Source organism: Halorubrum tibetense (genome assembly GCF_042661865.1).
GTDB lineage: Archaea > Halobacteriota > Halobacteria > Halobacteriales > Haloferacaceae > Halorubrum > Halorubrum tibetense.
Map to the genome: position 1 here is coordinate 1 of NZ_JBHSWW010000065.1, position 11,083 is coordinate 11,083.

The following is an 11,083-nucleotide window of genomic DNA, read 5'->3' on the forward strand; positions in this document are numbered from 1 at the left end:
AGCGACCGCGGCGTCCGCGGCGCGCCGCCGCCCGGCGACGAACAGCCGATCACCGACGATCGCGGGGGTCCAGGCCGGGAGCAGGAGGAACCAGAGCAGCAACCCGGCTGCGGTGTACACCGGCGCGGGGATCCGTTCGCGGTCGGGCTCGTAGCCGTGGATACGGTTCACACGGCGGTCGGCCGGGCTTCTGTCGACCCGACGGCCGACGAGGAGCGTCGCGAGGAGCGCCACCGTCTCGACGACGAGGAGGGCCGGTAACACCGCGGTCGTGAACGCGGCCTCCCGCCGTCGGAGCCGGACGAGCGCGTGTCGGAGAGCGGCATCGCGGTCCGCCGCCGGCAACGAGAGGAGTCGCGTGGAAGCCACGATCCGGGCACCCCGATACCCGTCCGTAACGGCGACGTTGGGGGCGTCGGCGCGGACGATCGTCACTGCGGGGGCGTCCACGCCGATGTCGTCGGCGAGCTCGTCGACGCGATACTCGACGAACGCGGCGGGCCGTTCGTCGAGGTCGGCGTCCGGGAGTCGGGCGATCCGCCGATCGACGAGCATCGGCCCGAGGGCTGCCGAAACTAGTGCTCCGACGGCCGCGGCGACGAGGAGACCGACGCCGACCCCGGCGTCGAGGAGCCACGCGAGCGGAACGATCGGGAGCGCTGCGAGCAGTACCGGGACCGCGAGGAGCCCCACCGCTCCGACGCCGGTTCGTATCGTTCGGGTCGGCCCGCCTGCCATACGCGGAACCGGTGAGCGTGGGCGTATATGTCTGCCGGAGGCGGTCGACCCGTCATCGTCTGCTAGCGGCGGTCGACCCGTCATCGTCTGCTAGCGGCGGTCGACCCGTTACTGTCTCCTGAAGGTGGTCGACCCGCCACGGGGCCGACTGATCGCGGCCCGACCGATCGAGCCGCGACGCGATCCGTCCCTTCCGGAGCTTTTAACCTCGTTCCACCGCCAGTTTCAGTCAATGGCTTTTGAGGATCTACTGAACGACCCCGTCATCCAGAAGTACCTCCACGAGCTCGTGGGGCCGACGGGGATGCCGGTCGCCGCCGCGCCGCCCGACGGCGAGGTCACCGACGAGGAGTTGGCCGAGGAGCTCGGATTGGAGCTCAACGACGTGCGCCGCGCGCTGTTCATCCTGTACGAGAACGACCTCGCCACTTACCGGCGGGTCCGCGACGAGGACTCAGGGTGGCTCACGTACCTCTGGACGTTCCACTACGACAACATCCCGGAGAACCTTCAAGAGGAGATGTACCGGCTGCTCGACGCCTTAGAGGAGCGCGAGGAGTACGAGCGAACCCACGAGTTCTACCTGTGCGAGGTGTGTTCGCTCCGCTTCGAGTTCGGCGAGGCGATGGACTTCGGCTTCGAGTGTCCCGAATGTGGCTCGCCGGTGGACGCGATGGAGAACGAGCGGCTCCGCGAGGCGATGGGCCAACGCGTCGAGGAGCTCCGCGACGAGCTCAACGTGGACGTGACCGGCTGATGGTCGTCCTCGCAACCAAGTGCTACGTCGAGGGTGACGCCCGCGACCGTGCGCTCGACGGTATGTACTCGCTCGTCGACAACGATGTCGGCGATCTCGCGGTCGACTGGCAGGTCGGCGTCCGCGACGACGGGTTCGTCCAAGTGGACGTAACCGGCGAGGACGCGACCGTCGCCCGGAACGTCCTCGCGGAGACGTGGGGCGAGATCGTCGCCCACGACGAGGGGTTCACGGCAGGCGAGACGTACGTCGGTACTCTCGAATCGTGGGATGCGGACGGGTTCGTGCTCGACGCCGGGGTGGAGATCCGCGTTCCGGCCGACGAGATCGGTCTGGGTGTCGGATCACCCGAACAGGTCGTCGAGCGGTTCGGACTCGTCCAGCATCTCCCATTGCGGTTCGTGTATGCAGACCCCGCCGAGTCCGACGCGGACCATCGGCTCGCGGACGCGGAACGTGACCGCCTCTACGACTGGCAGCGCGGAGCCGGGCGGGTAAACGTCAACTCCGCGACCCGTGGCGAAGTCCGTGCGACGGTGAATCGTGCCGGCCACGCACAAGACATCGTCACCGTCGAACGGCTCGGGCTCCTCGAACAGAGCATCGTCTGTGCGGACGGGACCGACCCGCCGGGACTGCTCGCCGCCATCGGCAGTTATCTCCCGGCCGAGATGCGCTGTGTCGTCTGACCCGTGAACCGACGCTTCGCCCTCGCCGTCGCCGCCGTCGCGCTCATCGCCGTGACAGCCGGCTGTCTCGGCTACGTCACCGGCGGCGGCGAGGTCGACAACGCGACGTTGGACGCGGAGCCGCACGCGCCGTACGAGTTCGAGACCGACCGCGACGCCGAGTTCGACCTCGCCGCGAACGGCACGTATCAGGTGGTGTACAACGTCTCCGAACGCGACGAGCTCCGCCTGTACGAGGGAACCGTCTACGCCGGTGACCAGCCTCTAGAGTTCGAGGCGTTCCGGTACCAGTACGCCGATGGTGAGGTAATAAACGGAAGCGAGTTCCGCGCCCGCGGCGGCGAGGTGGACCGGACGCCCGACGAGACGTGGGTCCGATTCGCCGACGACATGGAGGACGGGAAGCTCGCGTTCTCGGGCACTGGATCGCCGAGACGGTTCACGTTCCTCGCGTACGTACAGGGGTCACACGCGGTGACGCTCCCGCCCGGGTTCAGCACCGACGTTCCGATCGTCGGACACGTCTCGCCGCGGAGCCACGAGATCGAGACGGTCGACGGCCGCAACCGTATCACTTGGGAGTCGGTCTCCGGGTCGTTCGTCGTGCAGTCGTACCGGGAGACCGATCTGCTGATATTCGGCGGGATCGTCGTCATCGCGTCGATCGTCGCGATCGCGGGGACGCTCCGGTTCCGGCGACAGCTGGAGACGCTCCGGGAGGAGCGACGGCGGATGGGGCTCGGGGTGTACGACGACGAGAACGCCGGAGACGAGGGCGACTCCGAGGACGACGACCGCGGGCCGCCCTGACAGGGTTACGGACGCCCTGGCGCGGTCGCGGGCGACCGTCCCCGTGTATCCGTGACCCGGCGTTCTTTTGAGTCGCCACCGCGTCGATCGGGTATGAACGCTGCCGTCGTCACCGTCGGGGACGAGCTCCTCGTCGGCGACACCGAGAACACGAACGCGACGTGGCTCTGCGGCCGCCTCGCCGATCGGGGAGTGCCGGTCAGACGCGTGACCGTCGTTCCGGACGAGGTCGCCGAGATCGCCCGTGTCGTCAACGAGTATCACGCGGAGTATGACGCGGTAGTCGTCACCGGCGGGCTCGGTCCTACTCACGACGACGTGACCATGGAGGCGGTGGCCGCCGCGTTCGGCCGTGAGGTCGTCGCGAACGACGAGGCGGCCGCGTGGCTCGCCGACCAAGGGTACAGCGCGGACGAGCTCGTGACCGGAACCACCCACGTCCCGGCCGGGAGTCGGCCGCTTCGCAACGAGGCGGGCGTCGCCCCGGGGTGTGTCGTCGAGTCCGTCTACGTCCTGCCGGGCGTCCCGCGGGAGATGCAGGCGATGTTCGAGACGGTCGCGGCGGAGTTCGAGGGGACGCCGACACACACCGTGAGCGTCGACGTCGAGGAGCCGGAGAGCGCGCTCATCGAGCGGTTCACCGAGCTACAGGAGCGGTTCGACGTGAGCGTCGGATCGTATCCCGGCGAGCGGGTGACCGTGAAGATCACGGCGAGCGAGTCGGAGACAGCGGCGGCGGCCGCCGACTGGCTCAGGGAGCGCTCGAAACCGGCCGCGTCGGATCGGGAGACCGGTCAGTCGGATCGGGAGACCGGTCAGTCGGATCGGGAGACCGGTCAGTCGGATCGGGAGACCGGTCAGCGATAGAGGTACGCGACCCATGCGACGATGAGCAGGAGGCTGAGAGCGAGCAACGCGGCCGAGGTGGCCGCGATCGTCTCCGGCTGAAGAGTTGACAGTAGCATACCTGCGGGTTGTCCGGGTCTCGTCTTAAACGTTGATCTTCGCGCACGACCCGGTGCGTTCCGATCCGAGGGTCGGTTGGGAACCGTGTCCGGAGCCGTTTAACCGCCCGGCGGCGAAATGTCCGGTATGCACGTCGGCGTCGTGGTGAACCCGATAGCCGGAATGGGGGGTCGAGTCGGGCTGAAAGGGACCGACGGGAAGGTCGCCGAAGCGCGGGCCCGCGGAGCCGAGCCTCGGGCCCCCGACCGGGCGCGTCGGGCGCTGACGCGGCTCGCCGAGATCGCGCCGGAAGCGACCGTCTCGACGGTCGTCGAGCCCATGGGCGAGCGCCTCGTTCGGGAGTCGGGCTTCGAGCCGGTCCGCGTCGTCGACCCGTTTGACGAGGCGGAGACCGATGCGGAGACGGGAAGTCACCCGGAGCAGGCCGGGAAGCGTGCTGAGCACGCGGAAACGAGCGCCGATCACACCCGTCGAGCGGTTCGAGCGTTCCGCGACACTGATGTCGACCTGGTGTTGTTCGTCGGTGGCGACGGGACGGCCACGGACGTCGCGGCGGCACTGGAGGGCAGCGAGGTGCCGATGCTCGGGGTGCCGGCGGGCGTGAAAGTGTACTCCTCGGTGTTTGCTGTCTCGCCGGAGGACGCCGCGGACGTGGCGGCCACGTTCTCGCGGACCGAGCGCCGCGAAGTGATGGACATCGACGAGGACGCCTACCGCGAGGGTGAGGTCCACCCGGAGCTCCGCGGGATCGCTCACGTCCCGGTCGCTGAGGACCTCCAGTCGTCGAAACAGACCGGGAGCGGCACCGTCGAGTCGCTCGCCGAGGGGGTCGCAGCCGACATTCGCGACCGCGACGGCGACGGAGTGACGTACGTCCTCGGCCCGGGGTCGACCGTCGGCGCGATCAAAGCCGAGCTCGGGTTCGAGCCCTCCCCCATCGGCGTCGACGTCTGGCGTGACGGCGAGGTGATCGTCCGCGACGCGAGCGAGGCCGAGATCCTGGCGACGCTCGGCGAGGAGAACGTCATCGTCGTCTCGCCGATCGGCGGACAGGGGTTCGTGTTCGGCCGGGGGAACCCGCAGCTGTCGCCGGCGGTGATCCGCGAATGCGACGTCACGGTCGTCGCCTCCCGGACGAAACTCGACGACGTGCGCGCACTCCGGGTCGACACCGACGATCCCGATCTGGATGAGGCGCTCGCGGGGTGGGTGAAAGTACGTGTCGGGACGTTCGAGACGCGAATGATGAAGATCGTCTAAAGCGGGTCGGGTTCGGGTGCGGGTGCGGATGCAGGTTCGGGTGCGGGTGCGGATGCAGGTTCGGGTGCGGGTGCAGGTTCGGGTGCGGGTTCGGGAACGACAGCGTGATCGCCCGCGTCGCCTGCGTCACCAACGTCACCCGTATCGTCAACTCCGTCGCGGTCAGTCGAAGCCGTGGATACCCGCGGTCGTTACCTCCACGCCGTCGTCGGTGACGAGCAGCGTGTGTTCCGCCTGGCTCACGAGCGCGTCGTCGTCCTCCTTCAACACCGGATACCCTTTGACGACGCTCGCCTGTTTCAGCCGTCGGAGCGCCATGTCGGTTCGGTCGCCGGAGAGCCAGCGGGCGGCGAACGGGAGCCCGTCGAACTCGCCGATCTCCTCGAGCGCCTGCCGGGCGCGACGGTCGCGGACGCTCCGTTCCCGCTGGAGCTCGTATATCTCCTCGGCGGTCCCCTCGCCGACCTTCCCGCGGCCGTCCGTGGCGAACGGCTCGATCGCGATGGCTTGGCCGGGTTCCAGCTCGACGGACCGGTCGACCCCGCGGTTCGGGACGCTCGGCTCGGTGTGAGCGTCGTATCGCTGGACGCCGTGTCCGGAGAGGTTGAGGACGGGTGTGTAGCCGTACCCGCGGATCACCTCCTCGATCGCCCGTCCGACGACGCCGACCTCGACGCCTGGCCCCGCCTCGTCGACGGCGGCTTCCAGCGCCATCTCGGCGGCCTCGACGAGCTCGGTGTGCCCCGTGTGGTCGACGGTGACCGCCGCGTCGGCGATGTAGCCGTCGACGTGGACGCCGATGTCGAGACACACCATCTCCTCCCCGAACGTGGTCCCGTCGTCGCGCCCGGGCGTCGCGTGTGACGCCTCGGGGTCGACGCTGATGTTGACCGGGAAGGCGATCCCCGCGCCCTGCTCGCGAATGTAGTCCTCCGCCCACTCCGCGACCTCGAGGTGTGTGCGACCGGGCTCGACCATCTCCCGGGCCTCGTTCATCGCCTCGACCAGCACTGCACCGGCCTCCCGATAGCTCTCGACCGCGTCGTCGTCGAGGGGTCCGTGACTCATAACCCACGGTTCGAACAGGGAGCGCAAAGAGGTTGCGGGAACGGACGACGAGGAGTCGGTGGCTCCGGCCGCTTGCGTTCATGACCGTCCACCTTCCCGACCCTCGCCGTCGTCCACCCCCTCGATCCCTGCCCGATCGTGGGACTACTCTACGCGGACGATTCCGCCGTGATTTCTCCTATGCCGGCGGTTCCGCCCCGGGGAACCGCATCGTAACGACGGTTCCAGTCGGTTCCCGGGAGGCGATCTCCAGCTCGCCGCCGGAGCCGGTGACGATCCAGTGAACCAACCAGAGGCCGAGCCCGCTCGCGTGTTCGAGCGGGGTCTCACGCCCCTCAGTGAACACGGTCCGCTCGATCGGCGGGATCCCCGGCCCGTCGTCCGCGACCTCGACCCGATACCCGTCGTCCGCCTGCCTGACCGTCACCTCGATCCGTGCCGCGTCGCCGTCGTTGTGGACGACCGCGTTCTCCAGAACGTTCCGGATCGCCGATTCGAGCAGCTCGTCCGCCAGCACCACGGCCCGGTTCGGCGTCGACACCGTCACCGTAGCGGTCGGAAACGAGGTTTCCAACGAGGTACAGAGCCGCGGTACGAGCGTGGCCAGATCGATCCGAGCGCGATCGGGGTCGCCGTGGAGCGCCACGTCGATCTCGCGGGCCTGGTCACTGAGGTGCGTGAGCGTCTCCACCTTGCGGTCGATCACGTCGAGGTGGTCGTGGCCGGCCTCGTCGACGTGGTCGCGGAGGAGGTCGGCGTAGCCGCCGATCACGTTCGCGTCGTTCTTTAGATCGTGTCTAAGCACACGGTTCAGGACCTGTAGCCGCTGTTCGTAGCGTCTCCCCTCGGTCACGTCCGTGGCCGTGATAACGACTTCGTCGCTCGCGTCCTCGAACAGCCGTTCGATCACCGTCTCGAAGCGCCGCCAGTTCCCGTTCGCGTGGGCGATCCGGTGTTCGAACGTCTGTGGCTCGCCCGTTTCGAACGCTTCCTCGAACCGTCGTTGGCTCTCCTCGCGGTCCTCCGGGTGTACCAGATCGAGGATCGGCCGCCCCTCAAGCGACGCCGGTTCTCGGCCGAGCAGTCGTTCGATCGACGGGCTGACGTATCTGAGGTAGCCGTCCACGCCCGAGACCGCGATCACGTTCGGCGACTTCTCGATCAGGGCGCGATACCGCCGCTGGAGCGTCTCGCGTTCGGTGATGTCGCGGATCAGGAGCACAACCCCGCTTTCGGCGTCGTCCGTGGCGAGTCCGGGCGCGGAGAGTCCGTGTGTCGTCACCGTGAGGAACCGCGGGCCGGAGCCGCTCTCGATCGTCACGTGCGTCTCCTCTACCTCACCGGTGCCCCGGACGGATTCGATGACCCCGGGAGTCCCCTCGAAGGCCGACTCGACCGCCTCCCCGACCCCTACCGACGGGAAGAGCTCGCGCGCCCGATCGTTCGCGTCGACGACGCGGTTCTCGCTCCCGACGACGACGATCCCGTCCGAGAGGTTCGCGAACACCGCCTTCCGGGCGACGGGGGAGAGATCCAGGAGCCGGTACCGAAGCAGCACCCATCCCAACAGCCCGGAGGTCACGGCGAAGGAGATCGGCGTGAGATCGACGAGTGCGGGGCCGACCGACCCCCAGACGTTGAGGACGCCAACTCCCATCGGGATGACGCCCGCGAGGAACAACAGCGCCGCCTGCCGCCGGAACACCCCGGTCCGCTGTATCGCGGTGCGAGCGAGCACCACGAACGTGATCAGGTTCACCACGTAGGTGTACGCCATGAACGCCAACAGTCCCGGTGTCGGCGAGAACGATAACACCAGATAGCCGCCGTCGGCCACGATGAGCGAGGGGGACTCGTAGAACAGCGGGACCGATCCGACCGTCCACACCGCGACGACGACGACGGTCGGGACGAACGCGAGGATCCCGACCCGTGGGAGCCGGAGCCACGCCGGTCGGTCCACGTACGCGGCGACGAAGGCGGGCCACGCTGTCGCGAGGACGGCGACGCCGACCCAGACGATGCGGTTCCAGAACAGCGTCGCATCGAGCGTCGTCGCCGACAGTTGAGCCGCGTACGCCAGCGCCCACGTGCCGCCGCCGACGGCGACGGCGAAGAAGGACCAGACGAGCCGTCCGGAGCCGTGAAACCGACGAGAGACCACGTACGCAGCGAAGACGAACGACGCCAACCCGGCGACGAGGAGCGGGACCGTGTACGGCGTCGTCTGCCATGCCATCGATACCCGGGTCGACGCAGCTGTGGTGTAAAAAGCATACGGACGAGCAGTGTCGTGCCGGATACGCCGGTCGTGGTTCGGGACCGAACCCGCACCCGCGATCGAATCGCCTAAGCGACTCCCGTCGCGAGAGACGGACATGCTCGATCCAGGCGACGACGCCCCGTCGTTCACGCTCACGAACCAGCGCGGCGAGTCGGTCTCCCTCGGCGGCACCGACGCGGCGTACACGGTCGTGTACTTCTACCCGCGGGCGGACACCCCCGGCTGTACGGCGGAAGCCTGCAGTTTCCGCGACGAGTGGGACGCCTTCGCTAACCGCGACATCGCGGTGATGGGGGTCAGCGACGACCCCGTCTCCGACCTCGCCGACTTCGCCGAGAAACACGACCTCCCCTTCGACCTGCTCTCGGATCCCGACGGGGCGGTCGCGAGCGCGTACGACTCCTACGGCGAGAAGAACATGTTCGGGAACACCTTCGACGGCGTGTTCCGGAACACGTACGTCGTCGACACCGACGGCCGAGTCGTTCTCGCCTATGAAGGCGTCTCGCCGGAAGACCACGGCGCGCGGATCGTCGCGGATATCGACGGGCTCGACGATAACGCGCCGTGAACCGAAGCGCGGAGGGGGTGTGAGCTGAGTCCTCCAACAATTCGAGTTTAGACGATCCGAGCCGTCAGAAGAACCCGCCGGCCCGCGAGACGAGCTTCGGTACTTCCTCGGCGATCGCGTGCCGCTTGACGAGTACGAAGCCGGCGACGATGACGACGAAGCCGGCGACGGTGAACGCCGTCACCGGCTCCGAAAGCAGCAGGACGCCGGTCACCGTCGCGACGACCGGCACGACGTAGGAGACGAGGTTGATCTCGAAGGGACCCAACCGGTCGAGCAGCGTGAAGTAGATGGTGTACGCCACCGCCGAGGCGAGCACGCCGAGGAACACCAACGCCACGAGCGCCGGCAGCGCCGTCACCGGTAACTGCTGTGGTTCGCCCGCGCCGATGCTGATCCCGTGCATACAGAGCGCGCCGAACAGCATCGCCCAGCCGGTGAGCGCGATACTGGAAAAGGAGGTTTCGACGACCCGGAGCCCGACGCTGCCGACCGCGACGGCGAGCACGCCGATGAAGATGAGCCCGACACCGATCGTGACGCCGCCGGCGAGGTTCTCCGGGTCGGGCTGTGCGACGAGTCCGACGCCGACGAACGCGAGGACGACACCCAACATCCCGCGCGCGTCGAGGTCCGACTCACCGACCCACGCCGCCGCGACCGCCGCGGTCGCGATCGGGACGAGACTGTAGGTGATCGCGGCGATCCCGCTCGTCGTGTACTGCTGGCCGACGAACAGCAGCGAGTTGTTCGCGGCCACCGAGAGGCCGCCGCTGAAGCCGATCGCAGCGAGGTCGCCGCGGGTCCGGGGGAGCGGCCCCCGCTCGGTCAGGAGGACGTAGCTGACGAGGAGGAGGGCGGCCAGATCGAACCGGTAGGCCGCGTACAGCACGGGCGGGTAGTACTCCAAGCCGACCTCGATAGCGACGAACGAGCCGCCCCACAAGCCGGCGAGCAGAAAGAACAGGACGACGTCTCGATACCGTGACACGGGCGACCGGAGGACGGCCACGCGTAAATCCGTGTCCGTTCCGGCCGTCCGGACCGGTGTTGGACCCGCCGCTGGCGCGGTCGTGACTGATAAGCGAGATCGGCGGCCGACCGGCTGTGCTAGCCGTATCGCCGACTCATAAAACGAGCCGGGCCACACGTCGACACCGGACCGACTCCCGACTAGGAGTCGACGGGCGGCGTCGATCCCGGATCAGCTCTCGATCTCGATCTCGGTTCCCGTGGCCGCGGCGTCGACGACGGTCGGGAGGGTTATCGTCAGGATGCCGTTCTGATACGACGCCTCGATGGCGTCGTCGTCGACGGTTTTCGGGAACCGGAACCGACGGTGGTAGGTCCGGCGCGTGTTACGGAACTCGTCCTCGTGTTCGCCGGCGACGTTCAAGACGCCGTCGTCCCACGTGACAGTGATCTCCGCGGGGTCGAACCCGGGGAGCTCCACGGTGAGGACGAACTCGCCGTCTTGCTCGTACAGTTCGTAGTCGTTGCTACCGCGTTCGAACAGTCGGTTCGGGAAGTCGAGTCCACTGCTCCACGTGTTCGCTGTGCGTGGGAGAGCCATCGGGTTCCACCTCCGATGCAAATGGCAGTACGTTCGCGGTTCTATATAAATCCATCGTATTTTGTGATGTATTAACTATTCTCAACCACGTTTGAATGGGTCGATCACGGGAGGACCCGTATCCATCCGCCCACCCTTTTAGGCCCGTGGACGTGCCAGCATCGGTATGGATCCAGACCCCGATCGGTTCGCGTCACGACGATCAACCGTCTATGGCCAGGGAGGCGTCGTCGCTACCAGTCAACCGCTCGCCAGCCAGGCGGGGATCGAGACGCTCCGTGACGGCGGCAACGCTTTCGACGCCGCGGTCGCGACCGCGGCCGCGCTCAACGTCGTCGAGCCGACCTCGACCGGGCTCGGCGGCGAC

At 68.0% G+C, this 11,083-nt stretch carries 12 protein-coding genes; 7 read left to right on the plus strand and 5 right to left on the minus strand.

Going from position 1 to position 11,083, the window contains the following annotated elements:
* Positions 1 to 738: hypothetical protein (locus ACFQEU_RS06515; protein WP_379780450.1), on the minus strand; the 738-nt coding region annotated here is incomplete at its 3' end.
* A gap of 232 nt (positions 739 to 970) precedes the next feature.
* On the opposite strand from ACFQEU_RS06515, the gene ACFQEU_RS06520 reads away from it, so the two are divergent.
* The 5 genes from ACFQEU_RS06520 to ACFQEU_RS06540 all read left to right on the plus strand — a co-directional run bounded on the left by ACFQEU_RS06520 (position 971) and on the right by ACFQEU_RS06540 (position 5,220).
* A complete protein-coding gene (locus tag ACFQEU_RS06520; protein WP_379780452.1) occupies positions 971 to 1,495 on the plus strand; it encodes a transcription factor in 525 nt (174 codons plus the stop codon).
* Positions 1,495 to 2,184, plus strand: coding sequence for a DUF2110 family protein (locus ACFQEU_RS06525; RefSeq protein ID WP_379780454.1), 690 nt, complete (start codon positions 1,495 to 1,497; stop codon positions 2,182 to 2,184). The genes ACFQEU_RS06520 and ACFQEU_RS06525 overlap by 1 nt, the downstream gene beginning before the upstream one ends.
* 3 nt (positions 2,185 to 2,187) lie before the next feature.
* On the plus strand, positions 2,188 to 2,994 hold the full coding sequence (locus tag ACFQEU_RS06530; RefSeq protein WP_379780456.1) for a DUF5803 family protein: 807 nt from the start codon (positions 2,188 to 2,190) through the stop codon (positions 2,992 to 2,994).
* Positions 2,995 to 3,087: 93 nt separating this feature from the next.
* Positions 3,088 to 3,861 carry a competence/damage-inducible protein A gene (locus ACFQEU_RS06535; protein WP_379780458.1) on the plus strand — a complete coding sequence of 258 codons (774 nt, stop codon included), beginning with the start codon at positions 3,088 to 3,090 and terminating at the stop codon, positions 3,859 to 3,861.
* 225 nt (positions 3,862 to 4,086) lie between these two features.
* Positions 4,087 to 5,220 carry an ATP-NAD kinase family protein gene (locus ACFQEU_RS06540; protein WP_379780460.1) on the plus strand — a complete coding sequence of 378 codons (1,134 nt, stop codon included), beginning with the start codon at positions 4,087 to 4,089 and terminating at the stop codon, positions 5,218 to 5,220.
* Between the two features lie 162 nt (positions 5,221 to 5,382).
* Here ACFQEU_RS06540 and map read toward each other — a convergent pair whose 3' ends face one another.
* The gene (gene map / locus ACFQEU_RS06545) at positions 5,383 to 6,288 is read right to left on the minus strand and encodes a type II methionyl aminopeptidase (protein ID WP_379780462.1); all 906 of its coding nucleotides are present in this window, start codon (positions 6,286 to 6,288) and stop codon (positions 5,383 to 5,385) included.
* Between the two features lie 178 nt (positions 6,289 to 6,466).
* Complete coding sequence (locus tag ACFQEU_RS06550) at positions 6,467 to 8,527, minus strand: histidine kinase N-terminal 7TM domain-containing protein (protein WP_379780465.1); 2,061 nt, start codon at positions 8,525 to 8,527, stop codon at positions 6,467 to 6,469.
* Between the two features lie 139 nt (positions 8,528 to 8,666).
* On the opposite strand from ACFQEU_RS06550, the gene bcp reads away from it, so the two are divergent.
* On the plus strand, positions 8,667 to 9,143 hold the full coding sequence (gene bcp, locus ACFQEU_RS06555) for a thioredoxin-dependent thiol peroxidase (protein ID WP_379780467.1): 477 nt from the start codon (positions 8,667 to 8,669) through the stop codon (positions 9,141 to 9,143).
* A gap of 64 nt (positions 9,144 to 9,207) precedes the next feature.
* On the opposite strand, the gene ACFQEU_RS06560 is transcribed toward bcp, so the two are convergent.
* Together ACFQEU_RS06560 and ACFQEU_RS06565 are read right to left on the minus strand one after the other, a co-directional pair.
* Positions 9,208 to 10,134: a DMT family transporter gene (locus ACFQEU_RS06560; protein ID WP_379780469.1), complete on the minus strand. Its 927-nt coding sequence runs from the start codon at positions 10,132 to 10,134 to the stop codon at positions 9,208 to 9,210.
* 213 nt (positions 10,135 to 10,347) lie between these two features.
* Positions 10,348 to 10,716, minus strand: a complete 369-nt coding sequence (locus tag ACFQEU_RS06565) for an Hsp20/alpha crystallin family protein (protein WP_379780471.1) — start codon at positions 10,714 to 10,716, stop codon at positions 10,348 to 10,350.
* A 166-nt stretch (positions 10,717 to 10,882) separates the two neighbouring features.
* Between ACFQEU_RS06565 and ACFQEU_RS06570 the strand changes: the two genes are divergently transcribed.
* A partial coding sequence (locus tag ACFQEU_RS06570; RefSeq protein WP_379780473.1) for a gamma-glutamyltransferase occupies positions 10,883 to 11,083 on the plus strand: 201 nt, incomplete at its 3' end.

Coding starts and splice junctions, on each gene's coding strand:
- ACFQEU_RS06540 (WP_379780460.1), top strand. CDS start 4,087: ATGCACGTCGGCGTCGTGGTGAACCCGATAGCCGGAATGGGGGGTCGA.
- ACFQEU_RS06525 (WP_379780454.1), top strand. CDS start 1,495: ATGGTCGTCCTCGCAACCAAGTGCTACGTCGAGGGTGACGCCCGCGAC.
- ACFQEU_RS06535 (WP_379780458.1), top strand. CDS start 3,088: ATGAACGCTGCCGTCGTCACCGTCGGGGACGAGCTCCTCGTCGGCGAC.
- map (WP_379780462.1), bottom strand. CDS start 6,288: ATGAGTCACGGACCCCTCGACGACGACGCGGTCGAGAGCTATCGGGAG.
- ACFQEU_RS06550 (WP_379780465.1), bottom strand. CDS start 8,527: ATGGCATGGCAGACGACGCCGTACACGGTCCCGCTCCTCGTCGCCGGG.
- ACFQEU_RS06565 (WP_379780471.1), bottom strand. CDS start 10,716: ATGGCTCTCCCACGCACAGCGAACACGTGGAGCAGTGGACTCGACTTC.
- bcp (WP_379780467.1), top strand. CDS start 8,667: ATGCTCGATCCAGGCGACGACGCCCCGTCGTTCACGCTCACGAACCAG.
- ACFQEU_RS06520 (WP_379780452.1), top strand. CDS start 971: ATGGCTTTTGAGGATCTACTGAACGACCCCGTCATCCAGAAGTACCTC.